Source organism: Sulfolobales archaeon, assembly GCA_038897115.1.
Taxonomy (GTDB): Archaea; Thermoproteota; Thermoprotei_A; order Sulfolobales; family AG1; genus AG1.
In genome coordinates this window covers 15,210-30,623 of the sequence record JAWAXC010000016.1, presented here as the reverse complement: position 1 = coordinate 30,623, position 15,414 = coordinate 15,210, and the positions used below count along the sequence as shown (strand labels likewise).

At 45.1% G+C, this 15,414-nt stretch carries 16 protein-coding genes and 1 tRNA gene; 9 read left to right on the top strand and 8 right to left on the bottom strand.

Features of this window, described 5'->3' with window-relative positions:
- Positions 1 to 618, top strand: a 618-nt coding sequence (locus QXE01_03605; protein ID MEM4970319.1) for an SLC13 family permease, incomplete at its 5' end; no start/stop codon positions are given.
- A gap of 59 nt (positions 619 to 677) precedes the next feature.
- Here QXE01_03605 and glyS read toward each other — a convergent pair.
- Positions 678 to 2,381 carry a glycine--tRNA ligase gene (glyS, locus tag QXE01_03600; protein ID MEM4970318.1) on the bottom strand — a complete coding sequence of 568 codons (1,704 nt, stop codon included), beginning with the start codon at positions 2,379 to 2,381 and terminating at the stop codon, positions 678 to 680.
- 216 nt (positions 2,382 to 2,597) lie between these two features.
- Here glyS and QXE01_03595 point away from each other — a divergent pair, with 216 nt between their 5' ends.
- The 3 genes from QXE01_03595 (at position 2,598) to QXE01_03585 (ending at position 5,595) form a co-directional block, all read left to right on the top strand.
- The gene (locus QXE01_03595; protein MEM4970317.1) at positions 2,598 to 3,431 is read left to right on the top strand and encodes an SDR family NAD(P)-dependent oxidoreductase; all 834 of its coding nucleotides are present in this window, start codon (positions 2,598 to 2,600) and stop codon (positions 3,429 to 3,431) included.
- Between the two features lie 115 nt (positions 3,432 to 3,546).
- Positions 3,547 to 4,458: an aldo/keto reductase gene (locus QXE01_03590; protein ID MEM4970316.1), complete on the top strand. Its 912-nt coding sequence runs from the start codon at positions 3,547 to 3,549 to the stop codon at positions 4,456 to 4,458.
- A 120-nt stretch (positions 4,459 to 4,578) separates the two neighbouring features.
- Positions 4,579 to 5,595, top strand: a complete 1,017-nt coding sequence (locus tag QXE01_03585) for a hypothetical protein (protein MEM4970315.1) — start codon at positions 4,579 to 4,581, stop codon at positions 5,593 to 5,595.
- Positions 5,596 to 5,611: 16 nt separating this feature from the next.
- On the opposite strand, the gene QXE01_03580 is transcribed toward QXE01_03585, so the two are convergent.
- Genes QXE01_03580 through QXE01_03570 form a run of 3 tightly spaced genes read right to left on the bottom strand, consistent with a single transcriptional unit; the run spans position 5,612 to position 7,166 of the window.
- Positions 5,612 to 6,079, bottom strand: a complete 468-nt coding sequence (locus QXE01_03580; GenBank protein ID MEM4970314.1) for a hypothetical protein — start codon at positions 6,077 to 6,079, stop codon at positions 5,612 to 5,614.
- Entirely contained in the window at positions 6,076 to 6,687 is a 612-nt protein-coding gene (locus tag QXE01_03575) for a class II aldolase/adducin family protein (GenBank protein ID MEM4970313.1), read from the bottom strand. Before QXE01_03575 ends, QXE01_03580 begins: the two co-directional genes overlap by 4 nt.
- A 53-nt stretch (positions 6,688 to 6,740) precedes the next feature.
- Positions 6,741 to 7,166 (bottom strand): 6-carboxytetrahydropterin synthase, encoded by a 426-nt coding sequence (locus tag QXE01_03570; protein ID MEM4970312.1) that lies wholly within the window; start codon positions 7,164 to 7,166, stop codon positions 6,741 to 6,743.
- Positions 7,167 to 7,347: 181 nt separating this feature from the next.
- Between QXE01_03570 and QXE01_03565 the strand changes: the two genes are divergently transcribed.
- Positions 7,348 to 8,055: a DUF2258 domain-containing protein gene (locus QXE01_03565; GenBank protein MEM4970311.1), complete on the top strand. Its 708-nt coding sequence runs from the start codon at positions 7,348 to 7,350 to the stop codon at positions 8,053 to 8,055.
- 187 nt (positions 8,056 to 8,242) lie between these two features.
- Positions 8,243 to 9,574, top strand: a complete 1,332-nt coding sequence (locus QXE01_03560) for an NAD(P)/FAD-dependent oxidoreductase (protein MEM4970310.1) — start codon at positions 8,243 to 8,245, stop codon at positions 9,572 to 9,574.
- A 124-nt stretch (positions 9,575 to 9,698) separates the two neighbouring features.
- Here the strand turns inward: QXE01_03560 and QXE01_03555 are convergent, their stop codons facing one another.
- The 3 genes from QXE01_03555 to QXE01_03545 form a co-directional block, all read right to left on the bottom strand.
- Positions 9,699 to 9,878: a hypothetical protein gene (locus QXE01_03555; GenBank protein MEM4970309.1), complete on the bottom strand. Its 180-nt coding sequence runs from the start codon at positions 9,876 to 9,878 to the stop codon at positions 9,699 to 9,701.
- Between the two features lie 50 nt (positions 9,879 to 9,928).
- Positions 9,929 to 10,150 (bottom strand): hypothetical protein, encoded by a 222-nt coding sequence (locus tag QXE01_03550; GenBank protein ID MEM4970308.1) that lies wholly within the window; start codon positions 10,148 to 10,150, stop codon positions 9,929 to 9,931.
- A 63-nt stretch (positions 10,151 to 10,213) separates the two neighbouring features.
- Positions 10,214 to 10,316: transfer RNA gene (locus QXE01_03545), tRNA-Pro, on the bottom strand.
- A 241-nt stretch (positions 10,317 to 10,557) separates the two neighbouring features.
- Between QXE01_03545 and QXE01_03540 the strand changes: the two genes are divergently transcribed.
- Both QXE01_03540 and QXE01_03535 read left to right on the top strand, forming a co-directional pair.
- The gene (locus QXE01_03540) at positions 10,558 to 11,160 is read left to right on the top strand and encodes a winged helix-turn-helix domain-containing protein (protein MEM4970307.1); all 603 of its coding nucleotides are present in this window, start codon (positions 10,558 to 10,560) and stop codon (positions 11,158 to 11,160) included.
- Between the two features lie 16 nt (positions 11,161 to 11,176).
- Positions 11,177 to 12,649: a hypothetical protein gene (locus QXE01_03535; GenBank protein ID MEM4970306.1), complete on the top strand. Its 1,473-nt coding sequence runs from the start codon at positions 11,177 to 11,179 to the stop codon at positions 12,647 to 12,649.
- Positions 12,650 to 12,686: 37 nt separating this feature from the next.
- On the opposite strand, the gene QXE01_03530 is transcribed toward QXE01_03535, so the two are convergent.
- Positions 12,687 to 14,627, bottom strand: a complete 1,941-nt coding sequence (locus QXE01_03530; protein MEM4970305.1) for a 2-oxoacid:ferredoxin oxidoreductase subunit alpha — start codon at positions 14,625 to 14,627, stop codon at positions 12,687 to 12,689.
- 148 nt (positions 14,628 to 14,775) lie between these two features.
- On the opposite strand from QXE01_03530, the gene QXE01_03525 reads away from it, so the two are divergent.
- Entirely contained in the window at positions 14,776 to 15,261 is a 486-nt protein-coding gene (locus QXE01_03525; GenBank protein ID MEM4970304.1) for a PaREP1 family protein, read from the top strand.
- Positions 15,262 to 15,414: the final 153 nt, after the last annotated feature.

Here is a 15,414-nt window from a genome sequence, read left to right as displayed (position 1 = left end):
ATAGCCATGTTCTCAGTCGCGATAGCTCTTATGAGCCTTAGGAGGGAGATAAGCATCTATCTAGGAAGGGAGATGCCTCTAGGCGTCTTCCCCCTAGCAACAGCGGTAATAGGATCTATAGTTGCTGAGAAACTCTACCACTCAGATTTCAAGGAAGCGGTTGAGAAGGGGATAGACTGGAGCGCTATTCTATTCTATATATCGCTATTCATATTAGTAGGTTCTCTCGAGAAGTGGGGAGGTTTGGAGCCTATCTCGGAATGGCTATCAAATACTCTAAGCAATACCTTCGTAGGCTATACAGCTATATACTGGATCTCAGCACCTATAGTAGCTTTTGTAGAGCACGACGCATATATACTTGTGATGCTAAAGAGCATAAAAGACGCTGAGATCGAGAATCCATGGCCCTTCGCATGGTCCCTACTATGGTCTGGAACGCTTGGGAGCAACTATACAGCCGCGGGGGCACCAGCGTTATATGTAGCATTTAGAATACTGGAGAAGGAAACCGGTGGGAAGCTGAAGGCGAGAGAGATCTATAGGGTTACGGCTCTCTACTCAACAACAAGCCTATTGATAACATATATAATATCAACGCCTATTTGGGCCTTATAATATATCTCAAAGCAGAATTAGTTAAATATTCATATGAGATTAGCTCGCTATCTCTGCTGCTATGTTTTTTGCTCTAGATATTCCCTTATCCATCTAGCTATATCATCGATCTTGATTCTAATCTGCTCTCTAGTGTCTCTAAACCTTATAGTTACAGTTCCATCCTCAAGTGTTCTACCATCGACAGTGATTCCTAGGGGAACCCCGATCTCGTCTGCCCTAGCATATCTCCTACCAATGCTCCCACTCTCATCGTATAGCACGTAGAAGCCTGCTCTAACCAGGTCTTGATATATCTTCCTAGCTATTCTGATCATGTTCTCATCCTCGATGAGGGGGTATATACCAGCTGTTATCGGTGCTAGTCTTGGGGGTATCTTCAGCACTACCCTTCCATCTTCCTCGCTATATGCTCTGTCAAGCACAACATATACAAGCCTCTCGGCACCGAAGGAGGGCTCAACAACATGTGGATAGAACTTCTCGCCATGGATTAGCTCTTCAACCTCTTCAACCCTGAATATCTCTCTACTAACCCTCACACCGCCTATATCTATCTCGCTACCTGAGAGATCCAGGCTGTCTAGATCTATCTTTGAAAGGGCTCTAAAGATCTCGGGAGCCCTCTCACCATAGATCCTGAGGACAGCCTGTTTATCCACTCTAACCTTCTTCCTCCTCACCTGGACGGGCTTGTCATATCTCTTATAAACAGTTAGATCCGCCCCGCTGAATAGGGCGTGTCTACTTAAATCGAAGTCAGTTCTATTAGCATGCCCTGAAACCTCTATCCACCCCCATCTAGAGACCCTAACAAGCTGGTCGAAAACTTGGGATGCGTAGTGAGCCCTCTCATGGGGTAGCTTCTCCTCGAAATATGTATCTGAGGGAGGGATTCCAAGGGATTCTATATACTCAGATGCAACTGCCATCCAATATGCGTGCCACTCGTTACCAACTATCTTCTCCCTAACAAGCTCCTCAACCCTATATTCCGAAGGCTTCTCCCTCCCAGCCTTTCTATCGCTCGCCGTTAGGATCCTGAGCCTCCTATCCCTAACCCTATCTAGGAGGGGGCATGAGGGGTTCCTAGGGTCGAAGAAGAATTCTATCTCCATTATGGTGAACTCTCTAAGCCTTATCATACCCTGTCTAGGGGAGATCTCATTCCTAGCAACCCTACCTATCTGGGCAATCCCTAGGGGTAGCTTCTCCCTCATAGCCTCATAGACCCTCTTAAACGCTGTGAACATCCCCTGGGCAGCTTCAGGCCTTAGATAGCCTATGGAATCTGCGTAGGGGCCTATTGTGGTTTTGAAGAGTAGATTAAATAGCCTAACCTCTCCTAAGGGGCCTCCGCAGTATGGGCATCTAATATCCTTCTCCCTAATTATCCTCGTGAGAACCTCTGGCTTCATACCCTCTGTCTTAATAGATACAGAGGATTCGATTAGATGATCAGCCCTATATTTCCTCCCACACTTGGTGCACTCAACAATAGGATCTGTGAAGCTCTCAACATGCCCAGATGCCTCGAAAACCCTTGAAGGAGCTATAATAGGTGTTTCGATCTCGACGACATATTCCTGGTGCCTCTGAACAAAGACCCTTCTCCACTCCTCAACAATATTCCTCTTAAGCAGAAAACCCAGAGGCCCTAGATCGTATAGCCCTGAGACACCACCGTAGATCTCATAAGATGGCCAGAAAAACCCCCTCCTCACAGCAAGCTCAACTATCTTCTCATACTTGTCCTCAGCCATCCACTCCAACCTATCACAGACTCTAACAATTCGAAAACTTATATTCTTCCTCCAATACCATCTCCGATTCTGAGGCAGATCAGGATACACAGATCTACATAGCTAGATCTAGAATGAGTTAAAGCACATAGAAAAGGGTAGAGAAGATTAATTAAAACCCTACCATGAGAGTCTATGGCTATATATTGATATGGGATATTATCTAGGGAATTACCTATGAAGGTGGCTATTGTTACGGGGGCATCCTCTGGGATTGGGAGGGATCTCGCGGTACTTCTTGCTAGAAACGGATACTCAGTTGCACTTGCTTCTAGAAGGGTTGATGCGTTGGAAAGGGTTGCTGAGATGATAAGGAGCGCAGGGGGTTCTGCCGAGGTATTTAAAGCGGATCTCTCGAATTTAGATGATGCAGACAGACTTGTTGGGTCTGTTGTTGATAAGATGGGCAGGCTTGATCTATTGGTTAACAATGCTGGCTATGGTGTTTACGGGCCTATAGATGAGGTCTCCGCAGCAGAGATCCATAGGATCTTTACTGTAAATGCTATATCACCAGCTATACTGATTAGCAGTGCTGCGGGCTATATGAAGAGATTTGGTGGGGGATGTATTGTGAATATATCGACCATGGCTATCTATACCCCCATGCCATGGCTATCCCTCTATAACGCTTCGAAAGCGGCTCTGAAGACCCTAACGGATACGCTTAGAATAGAGCTGAAGCCATATGGGATAAGGGTTATAGGGGTTTACCCAGGCTATGTAGATACAGAGTTCCACAGGAATGTTGTGCTTACAGAGACGTCTAGGAAGGGTGGGTGGAGCTCTGGAGCCTCTAGATTCGCACCGGTTATGAGAAGCGATCATGTTGCTAGGGAGATTGTGAGGAGAATAATGGATCCAGGGTTTAACGGGGATATAGTGATAGGGCTTAGCTATAGATTTTTAAAGGGGCTCTCACAGTATTTCAGCTGGTTGATTAAAAGGGCTTTGGAGAGAATGTATATAGCTAACCTCGAGAAGCTAGGGTTGATGGGGAGGAAGAGCTGATCCGAGGAATTAGCTGGTTTTAGATCTGTGATTGATAGATCGATCATAAAAGGGATCATCAAAATGGCTGGGGATTGTTTTTAGGACTTCTACATTAATAGTCGTGGTGATTAGCTTGATTGAGAGGAGGGTCTTTGGATGGACTGGAGAGAAGATATCACCCCTTATCCTTGGATCCTGGGAGTATGGAGCCCCATCGATAATCTCTGAGGAGCAGGCTGTGAGGATTATTAAAAGGGCTATTGAGCTGGGGATAAATGCTATCGATACCGCTGAGAGCTATGGTGCTGGTTTATCTGAGAAGATCATTGGGAGGGCTATCAAGGGTTTTAGGAGGGATGAGCTCTTCATAATAACAAAGGTCTCATATGAGCATCTGAGATACGACGATGTGATCAAGGCTGCCGAGGCAAGTTTGAAGAGGCTTGAGACAAGCTATATAGATCTCTACCTAATACACTGGCCACACCACTATATACCCCTTAGAGAGACTCTAAAGGCTATGGAGAGGCTTTGGAGCGAGGGGAAGATAAGATATATAGGTGTTAGCAACTTCCCACTACCAATGCTCAGGGCTGCTAGGGAATATCTATCGAGAACAGATATAGCTACTAACCAGGTTCACTATAACATGTTATATAGGGAGGTTGAGAAAGAGCTTCTACCATATATGCTTCAGGAGAACATAGCCCTCCAAGCCTACGACCCACTAGCCCTTGGATTCCTAGTCGGCAGAAAGGAGATTAGAGATGAGTATAGATGGTATAGACTAGCAAGGCCCGAGGTTATAGAGGCGATACAGCCCCTAGTGAACGAGGTGAAGGCGATAGCATCAGAGCTAGGAAAAACCCCGGCACAGGTTGTCCTCAACTGGCTCCTAATCAAGGAGAACGTCTTCCCAGTATTCAATACAACGAAGGAGGAGCATCTAGTGGATAACATAGGTAGCCTCGGCTGGAGGCTCTCGAAAGAACATCTAGATAGAATCGATAGGGTATGGGCATCGATAAAGCTAGAGAGTATATAGGAGGAGAATAAAGATCTATATTAGATCTTCCATGGATATGCGATTTTCAACGGGAATAAAATCATCGCCCCCGCCGTGCTAGAACATCAATGCTTATAAGAATGACAACATAGTATTTATATGGTTAAGATGGAGCTTGAGCTAGCTGGGATCCTAGCTTTAGGAGTATCTATAACATTTCTTGGAGGCTTTCTCTTCGTAAATGCGATCGAGTATATAGGGCATAGGGCTAGGTGGACAGGATCTTTCACAGGTGCGGTTATATCTCCACTATTCACATCAATACCCGAGCTGTTGATGTTTCTAGTAGCACTCTATATCTACGGTGGCGTATCTGGAGAGAAGATAGGTATTGGAACTGTGCTGGGCCAGCCATTTATGGCGGCTACAGTTATATTCCCAGTGATATTCCTGGTTGCTTTAATAGGGTATCTAGCTGGGAGGAGGGATGATATGGTTTTAGAGGTTGAGAGGAGCCTTGTGATCCCCTATATACTTTTTACAGCTGTATATCCTATAGTGCTTCTCCCAATGGTTCCAAGCCTAGGTAGTGCTAAGTATGTGGCTGGCGCGGTTCTCTTAATACTATATTTCGTATATACATATATAATGTATAGATCTAGATCGCTTTCTATGCCAGAGGCCGAGGAGGCATATCTAGCCAAGATCTTTAAGGCCGATAGTGGGTTATTGAGGCTCTCACTCGCCTCTATACAGCTTCTAATAGCTGTTGCACTGATCATGATAGGGTCTAGAATGCTTGTAGCAGGTGTTGACGAGGCTTCTAAAGCTCTGGAGGCCAGCCCAATAGCATTGGCGATACTTATAACACCTCTAGCCGGGGTCTTACCTGAATCTATAACAGCTATTATATGGGCCTATAGGGGGAGGGATACCTTAGCTGTTGCTGCTATGGTTGGTGAGAAGGTTCTCTACTCAACTATATACCCGGGCATTGGGCTTATTATAACTAGCTGGTCTCTTGATCTACCATCTCTGGTTAGTGTGGTAATAGTTGAGATAGTATCTTTCTTGATATTATACCATATATTTAAGGGAAAGCTAACTCCTGACGTAGCTTTGATAGGTTTGGCGGGGTATGCGGGTTTTGCGATATATGTTTTCCACATACTATGATGCTATGCTATAATCATTACTCTATGATCTTTCTGAGGTTTATATTGGTTGCCTGGTAATAGGTTACATCTCCATACATATCCACAACCGCTATGACTGGGATCATGTCTTTGTGATGGGAGCTTTCGATCCATGATAGGAGGGTTATCATTGGGATCTCAGCCCCCTCCTCCGTAACATATACCATATATGTGTTGCTCCCATGCTCAACCACTAGATCCCTCTCCCCATAGCCCTTCCTAACCCTCCTACCCCTAGATGCTAGGTCTGTGAAGACTGTGAAGAGTATCCACCATAGATCGCCCCTCGCATATCTCTTGAATAGCTCCTTAACATCTAGCTCCCTCCCATTTTCATCAAAGGCCTTGGCCCTGCCTGTATAGACTAGATATGACGCCTCTATAAGATCTAGCTCCTCTCCCTCTCTATACTTTGTATCCCCTATAACCACCTGGATCTTATCTGAAGCCCTTAGAACTATCACCTAGCTATTACCCCCATAATTGCTAGATTTACAAGCCTCTTAGCCTCTATCTCGAGAACCTCAGCCCTGTTCAGGGCTTCGGCGATCTCCCTACCTATAGCTACAACCCCGTGTCCCTCTATAACAGCTATATATCTCCCGTCTCTGGCGAGCTCCTTAGCAACTGCCTCTGCAAGCTCTATGCTACCAGGCTCTAGCCTCGGGACAAAGCCTATCTCCCCCAGATAGATCCTTGCCTCGTAGCTCTCATCAAGCAGCTCCCTCCTCAAGAGACCAGCTCTATGGGCTATCATTGTGTATGGTTGGTGGGTATGTATAACAGCATTTACATCACCCCTCGCCCTATATACGTGTAGATGCATCCTATACTCTGAAGAGGGCTCCCTCCCCATAACCCTATTACCACTCTCAACATCTATGAGGCTTAGATCCTCTATCGAGAGCCTAGCCTTATCCCGCGAACCAGGGGTTATCCAGAAATACCTCTTATTACTACTCCTAGCACTTATATTGCCTGATAGAGTTGAGTTCAGACCCCTGATATATAGTCTTTTAGCAGCATCCACTATAGATCTTCTGACCTCGAGATCGAAGACCATTTCAGCCATCCATTAATATTAGCTAACATCCCTTATACTCTCCCCCAGATTTCACCCAAGAGCTATCTCGGGTAGATAACTGTGCAGAAGTAGTTGGCACCCTCATATAGTGTTATTCTAACCCTCAACCCTCTATCCTTGATCCTATTGTATATCTTCTCGGCAATCATTAATGCTATATTCTCCAATGTTGGGTTTCCTTTATCGCATCTCACTATTTTATTAAAGACCCTGTATATCTCGTTGCTTAGCTCCATATCCCTGGGGACTATCAAGGATCTATCTAGTTCCCCCGCAACCTCTCTAGCTATTTTCTCCAGCTCCCTCAGATCCACTATATACCCCTTCTCACCCACATTCCCAGCGACTTCCACGGATAATCTATATGTGTGTCCATGTGGTATGAGGTCTATGCTGAGGAATCCCTCTGTTATATGCATTGCCTCAAAGGCTATATCTCTTACCCCTATATAGATCTCGGATCCCATACTTCTCCTAACTACTACGGCTTTAGAGCCTTTTATCCCTATAGGGGCTGGCTTGCCATATATCGGTATACATCGTATTCCAGATATATTCCTCGATATGGAAAACCCGCTCTCGATGGCGGGTAGTTAGATATGTTATTATTTATTACCCTCCGATGATTAACGATCTATGGGGATTATCATGCCCACCCTATCTTCCGGCTATGTAATAGCTGGTGCATATGCGGATAAGCTGAGGAGAACAATGTTTGCCCAGTTGAGGGAGGAGATTAAAAAGGGGAATATAACGTCTCAGGAGGTTGCTAGGGCTGTTGGTGAGCTGAATAGCACTCTATATAGGATATTAGTCGATAGGTTTAAGGTTGATAAGGGCGATGTTGTTAGGATCAGGATAGACTATAGGATCGAGGATGGCAAGATAGTTTGGGATCCCTCGAAGCTCTCTATAGAGGTTTTCAGGAGAGACCAGCAGGTCGAGTCTGCTGTGAAGGAGATGGGGGGAACACTATGGGGAGAAGCCTTTGGCAAGGGTGTTGAGTACCAGGTGCTCAAGCTAGGAGAGACCGTAGATGGGGATGTCGTCTATACCCTCAAGCTGGGGGAGGATGAGGTGGGAGCTGTGGTTGCTACACAGCTGGATAACGAGATCTTCATCAAGAAGGGGGCTATACTGCATCCAAGCCCAATGATATTCGAGAAGATCAGAATATCTATACAGGCTGGCGAGAGCCCAGAGACGGTTCTATCACAGAAGATCCTCGAGGCCCAGAAGGTGGGTAGACACGTCTCTGTGGATGAGGCTAGGAAGATTGTTAACTATCTCAGAGAGAGGGTGATGGCATCTCCTATAGAGGTTAAAACATACGAGGAATCTTCGGAAGAGATCTAGCATACTCCCTAGAAGTTGTAGTAGTCTTCATATTTTTTAGATGAATCTAAATAGATACTCTTAATAAGGTATTTAGCTATAGATTTGAAAGGGTTCTAATCTATAAGCTTAAGCGAGGCCGGAATTATGATCAGCTATAGATATTAGTGATTGCATAAGTAGAAATAGCCCTATTTTGTTATACTAGGTGAGGGTCTATGTTTTGGATGTTGTGATCATAGGTGCTGGGCACAATGGGCTTACAGCCTCGATCGCCCTTGCTATGAGGGGGTTAAGCGTTGCTGTTGTAGATCATCTACCTTGGTATGGTGGCATGGCGGGCTCTAAATGGCTATCCGGGGCTAGGATCCCGGTTGGCGCCTATGTGATTGGGCTTGTGCCTGATGAGCTACTAGAGGTGCTCGGGATCAGGATTGAGAAGTATTATCCAGATCCCATAGCGGTTTATCTATATGGAGATACTCTGGTTAGGTGGTGGTTTGATAAGGGGAAGAGGTTCTCGGAATTCGAGTCTATAGGGGTTAATGGTTTAAGGGATATGTGGGGCGAGATCGAGGGTTTCCATGCATCGCTTAAAAAATATCTCTTTAGAGTTGATCCCCCGAGTCGTGAGGAACTCTCCCAGGATCCTGTGTTGGCTAGGTTTATCAGGGAGACTGCTAGGGATTTTCTCTCGAGATATCTTCCACAATGGCTATGGGATATGTTTATAGTAGGCTTCTACATAGATCAGCCTGCCTTCTTAGTGGGCTACTACAACCCTCCAGGAGGTTGGTATATACCTGCTAGAGGTGGTGAGAAGGGCTCGTGGATCCTTGTCGACGAGTTATATAGAAGGGCTCTAGAGCTCGGCGTTAGGATATATCTGGGTATAGGTGTTAAAAAGATTATTACTAGCAATAAGAGCGTTGAAGGTGTTATACTCGAGGATGGGAGTAAGATAGAGGCCAGATATGTTATTTCAACAGCTAGTCCAGCGAATACCATGTTAGATCTAATAGATCCTGGGCTTATAGATGAAGATATACTCAAAAGACTTGAAAAGGGCTCCCCCAGAATAGGTGTTAAGAGGGTTGTAGCAGTGTTTAAAGAGAGGCCCAGGCTATCAAATATATTGGAACCATATAGAGGATCTATTATACAGACACAGCTAGGCGAGGTGATTGTGGGGAATAACTATGTACTCGCCACAGGGGGATTCGATATAGAGGATCTCGAGGAGATAGTTCCAGAGATAAGGAAGGCCATAGCCATTGAGGTAATGGATGCAGAGGATATAGAGAGGGTCTTCAGAGTAAGGGGTGGGATGCTGAATCACATAGCAATGACCAATGAATATCTATATGACTGCAGACCCATATGTGGCTGGGGATATAGAACACCAATCCAAGGGCTCTACCTAGGAGGCGCAGGCACATGGCCTGGAGGACAGGTAACATGCATACCAGGCTGGAACGCGGCGCAGAAGCTTATAATGGATATACTAGGAGATTCCGGTGGCACACGCCACCCGCTGTGATTTCTTTACAACTGAAAACCCCACACTTTAGGGCGGGGAGGAGGTCAGAGCATATCTAAGGTAGTGTTTAAGCCTAGCTGCGAGGCTAGATCCTTAAGTCTTATAGCCTCTCTTTTCATCTCGACTATATAGAGGGAAGAGGGTTCTCCCACCCACTCGGTGTAAGGGGAAAGAATCCCACCTTAGCCCCTGAAGACTTGCTTGGGAGATAGGCTCCGAAGAGCAGGTGGGAAAGCTGTATAGAGGGTGATGAGGCGAAGGCTAAAAGCCCGATGAAACCAGAACCCCTATCAATCCTCTGCATATAATTTACCCCTTCAAAATCCCTTGATATTATCACGAGATCTATATCGCTTACATCGAGATAGTTCCTCCAGCCCTTGAGCCCACGACATAGACTTTCTTAATCCTAATCTCCCTGCTAATGTCGTTGACAAACTCTACTGCCCTCTCGTCCATCTCGACCTCTGCAGCTTGTTCAGCTTGAAATGCTGCTGCATAATATGTCCAGTGGTCAATAGCTTGCTTAAGCGGCTTCTTCGCTTCCTCTCTCATCAGGATATACTTCTTAAGCAACTTTAAATCTTCTATATGAAAAGACGATCATTATATAAGAGAAAAATCCTGAAGCTATTAACATGGGGCCGCCGGGATTTGAACCCGGGACCACCAGCGCTCTGGGAATAACCCCAGCGGGGTTCTCACCCCAGGCTGGCATCCTACCAAGCTAGACTACGGCCCCATAATTGTTTTATTACTACGCGTTAAAAAGTTGAACCCCCACGGTTATCCAGCAGTTTCTCATTAATATATGCTCTGCTCAGCTTCTCTCATCCATCATCTATTGTTAATAAAGTAAAGAGTTTCTAGCGATTCTTGCTATCAGTGGGATCTATGTTTAATGCTTCTTAGTATGGCAGTTGCTAAGGTTGGATCTCTTTATATATTTTCTAAGCGGAATATTAATGTGGTATAGGGCTATCTTGGAGAGTGGAGTTAGAGTGGGTGATGAGCAGGCTAGGGGGATTCCTTTTCTGCTTAGAAAGAGTACTCTTACAGATAGCATTGTACTTATACATGAGGATAACTTTAATGCAACTGTATCTAATGATCAGAGGTTGAGTGTTCTAACCCTTCTTGCTAGAGGCGTTACTAAGGCTTCTCAGATAGCTGAGAAGCTAGGTGTTATAAGAACTGCTGTGTATAGGCATCTACATTTTCTAGAGAACCATGGTTGGATTATAAAGCATGGTGAGGACTACCTACTAACATCCAAGATCTACCTGGTTTATAGGGTTTACAGCTCTGACCAGGGGATCTCCCTCGAGGTTCTAGAGAATAAGGGGGCATTTATAGATGAGATCTACGGGCTATTGGTTATAGTGAATGGCATAGATGCTAGCCAGAGGTGTATGAACTGCCTCCTAATAGATCTATGTAGAAGCAATATAGAGCCAATAGCTAGGAGGCTTGAGGTGGAGGAGAGCAATATACCTGCGATAAGGATCATATCATCCCTATCTAGGATGGTGAAGAAGAACATAGATCTTATGATGAGGAGGGGCTTCGTGATCCTGAGGAGATAGCTGTAGGTAACATGTAATGATCAGAGTATATGTCACAGATAAGATAACAGATCTTGGAAGTATAAGAGATGAAAAGATAACAACAATACATATTCCAAAACAGCTTCTGATAATAGATTGTATGTTCAAAGCCCTAGGCTATAGGGCATGCTCTCTATACCTCCTACTTGGAGAGCCCAGGGACGATGAGATCATATCTCTGGCCTCTAAAAGCCTTATAAGAGATCTTATCTGGGACTTCTCGATCTTCTCAGGAGGCTATGATCTTGTTAGGTTCAGCGTTAGATACCCTCTATATAAAAATCTATATAGGCTTAGCAAGGCCAATGGATCTATATATAGATATCTAGCAACCCAATATCTAGAAAAGGGTAGGAGCGATATAGATCTAGCTATAGGGCTTAATGCCGAGAGATATGGCTTTAAGGTAAGGGATCAGTGGATCTCTAGGGATAGGCCTATGAAGCTGGCTATTCCCATAAAAGCAGATTGGATCAAAGCAGACAGCGTTATGGAAAATCTAAGAAGATCTATTAACGAGTTTCTCAACCCACTAGCTAAGATAGTAAGAGATATAGAGGTTCCACCAACGCACGATCCCCCGCCCCCAGAGACCCTTATAGAGGTTGCTGAGGGGAGGGTTATAAACTATAGCGATGTCAAGACAAGGCTTATAAAGGTTAAGGATAACGCTTCTATCAAATCTATCAAAGGAGCATTGCCAAAGATGCTGGGGGCAATCACAGCCTCGAAGATCTATATTGAGAGGGAGAGTGGCGTGAAGATCGTTGTTAAGAGGTTCTCGGAATACACCTCCACTAAATGGCTTCTCATAAGCCCAACAGTAGATCTAATAACATTTGTTGGAATAAGGCCTAAGACTCTGCCCTCCACCAGGTTTTGGAATGAATATAGATATACTGTTGAGCTAAGGAGATATGGTATTAAAACCCCGAGGATCCTATATATAGATCCTTGGTCACTCACGATGATAAGGGAGTATATAGATGGTGAACCCCTAAGCATATACATAGCTAGGGGCGAGTCTCTTGAGAAGGCCGTCGAGATCTTTATGAATGCGATCTCAGAGATCCATAATAAGGGCTTATGTATGATCGATACAAAGCCAGATAACTTTTTAGTCTCAAGAGATGGGGATATATACTATGTAGATCTAGAGCAGGTTGAAAAGTGTGGAAAACCGATCCACATGTCATGGGATATAGCTGTGTTCTCCTACTTCGCATGTCTCACAACCCCCAGCGAGTATCTCGAGAGGGTTCCCGGGATATTTAGGGATAAGATAGGCATCTATATTAAAAAACTATCCTATAATGGGGAGGTGAAGGGCTCGATATTAAGGGGCTTTTCGGATCCTAGGCTAACACCTATATTTATACTAAGCTTATCCGTTATAAACCCTATTAGACTAAGAGTCCTTATAGATATATTTAAAAAGCTAGGCTCAATAGATCTGGATCAGCTTTAGCCCACTAGATCAAAAGCTCTATATCGACATAAGATCCTTATTTACCGTCTTTTAGATGGATTATCTCAGCGCCCTCTTTAACAACACTTTCAACAGCCTTGATAACCTCTGTCTCAGTGATCGGTCTTCCTGTCCACTTAAGTGCTTTGTGTTTAATCACTATACCAGTTTCCATAGCTATGACCCTGGCTGCCTGGCCTAGATAGTTGTTCTCTATATCTATCACTATGTTAGAGCTCCCAAGGATCTTTCTGACAAGGTTCTTGGGGAATGGGCTGAAGACCTTTATCTGTAGGAATCTGATTTTATAGCCCTTATCCCTTAGAACCTCCATAGCATCTAGTATAGCTCCCTTGGTAGAGCCCCAGCTCACGATGGTTATATCTGCGTTCTCATCTCCATATAGTATAGCCCTCTCCTCCTCCGGGATCTCTCTATCAGCTGTCTCTAGCTTCTTAAGCCTCTTCATATACATCGCATACCTTGTCTCGGGATCCTCTGTTATGTGTCCATGCTCATCATGCTCGTCCCCGGTATACCACATGACAATACCTGGTGTCCCTATAAAGGCTCTAGGCGATATTCCGTCTTCTGTGAAGGCGAATCTCTTGTAATCCTTCACAGGCTCTCTAACCACCTTACCCCTGAGAATCTTTATCCTATCCTTATCATACATTCTCACCATAGCCCATGAGTTTGCCAGGTTCTTCTCCACCAGGTGGATCACGGGACACTGATATATCTCAGCCCAGTTGAGGGCCTTAACAGCGTCGTATATAGCCTCCTCATGATCCCCTGAGGATATCACTATCCTTGGGAACTCTCCATGCCCTGCCGATAATGCGAATAGCAGATCAGCCTGGCTATCCCTTGTCGGGAGCCCTGTGCTGGGTCCTCCCCTCATATATAGTGTGACAACCACGGGCACCTCATTCATACCAGCCCAGCCGAGGCCCTCGGCCATTAGAGAGAAGCCGGGGCCGCTTGTTGCTGTAGCACTCCTAGCACCTGTGAGGGCCGCGCCTATCGCCATGTTTATAGCTGCTAGCTCGTCCTCAGCCTGGAAGATCACTATCCCCGCTCCTTTTAAAAGCTCTGCCTCCTCCCTAAACTCCGGATCCACCTCGGATAGCTCGTAGCTCTCGAGGAAGAAGCTCTCATCTGCTGCCGGTGTTATTGGATAGTATGTCTGGAATGATAATCCCCCGAGGATCTTTCCTATCGCTACGGCCTCGTTACCATTTACTATAGCCATCTGCTCGTTCCTAGGCTTGAACCCATCGATCCTCTTGTCGAAGTTGTTGAAGTTATTCTTAACATAGCTATAGACTATATCAGCTACAACCATGTTCTGCTCTATAACCTGTGGCCTTCTAACGCCGAAAACATCTTCAAGACCCTTCTTAAAGGCCTCTAGAGGCACCCCTATCAAGGCTGAGACTGCTGAGAGGACAACGGTGTTTAGAAACCTCTGGACAGCCGAGAGGCTCCCAGCCTTGAGCCTCTCAGCTGTTTCTGCGAGCATCTTCTGATATGGGAGTGGATAGAGCTTCGCCCCCAGCTTCTCCTCAGCATACATCAGAGCCCCCTGAACGGTTGCTTGATAACCACTGCTCCTCAGCTTTTCCTTAACAAACTCCTTGGTATCAGGCTCCATCATGGGTAGAGCGTCTATCCTTGTCTGGGCGAAGGAGGGATCAAATATAATTGCTCCCCCCGGCACTATATCGTCGAAATGCGTTGCTATAGACTCAGCGTCTAGCCCTGCAACAACATCCACCTTACTTCTAACGGATCTAACAGGTCTATCCCTAGCCCTGACCTGGAAATAGCTATGCCTACCCATTATGTTGGAGAAATACTCCCTCTTACCATATACATATAACCCCGTCCTCGCAAGAGCCCTCATGAAGATCTGTGCAGCAGTCTCTATACCCCCGCCCTGCGGACCACCCAGTATGACCTCTATCTCTGCCACTAGAAACACCTCCTCAGGTATAAATCGCTTAAACACTTATATTTTGATAGCCGCGAAGTCCAATCTCCTCCCTACTCTATAAAGGCGAGGCTTTTTCGGTTGTTATTAGCATAAGTTTTGGTACGATAAAGAGAAATGGTGTAGAGCTATGTGTGGATTGGCATCCATAAACGTACCCAACGAGCTCTACACGGTTCTCGTCGAGATCGCTAGGAGGCGTGGGATGAGTGTTGAGGATATTATAGTGGAGTTTTTAATAGAGAGACTCGATCCTAGGGAAAGGTTTGAGATGTATGTTAAATTACATGAGAAATATCTAAAAGAAGCTGAAGAGTTAGCCGCGAGAGGAGACATTACACAGGCTTCCGAGAAACTGTGGGGTGCTATAGTGCGTCTTTTAAACGCTATCGGTGAGAGGGAGAGGCTTCCACACTATAGCCATAGAGATTTAAAGGAGATATCATTATATCTAACTGAAAAGACAGGCGATCCAGATTATACTAGGCTTTTCTCGAGTACCGAGACTCTCCATGCTAACTTCTACCATAATTTCCTCACAAGAAAAACCTTCGAGATACATAGAGAGGATGCTCTGAAGCTCATAGAAAAGCTTAGGAGATATCTTGAAGTGTAATGGTATATCATGACTCGATCTAGGTTTAAGCTGGGATATGCTAGCTATTGGGTCTCGACAATGCTTGACCAATCGTTTCTGAATAGCTATTATATATTATATAATAATTATAGCTAGAAACCTGCTCTCTAGGGTGAGGAGGAGATCAGCAAT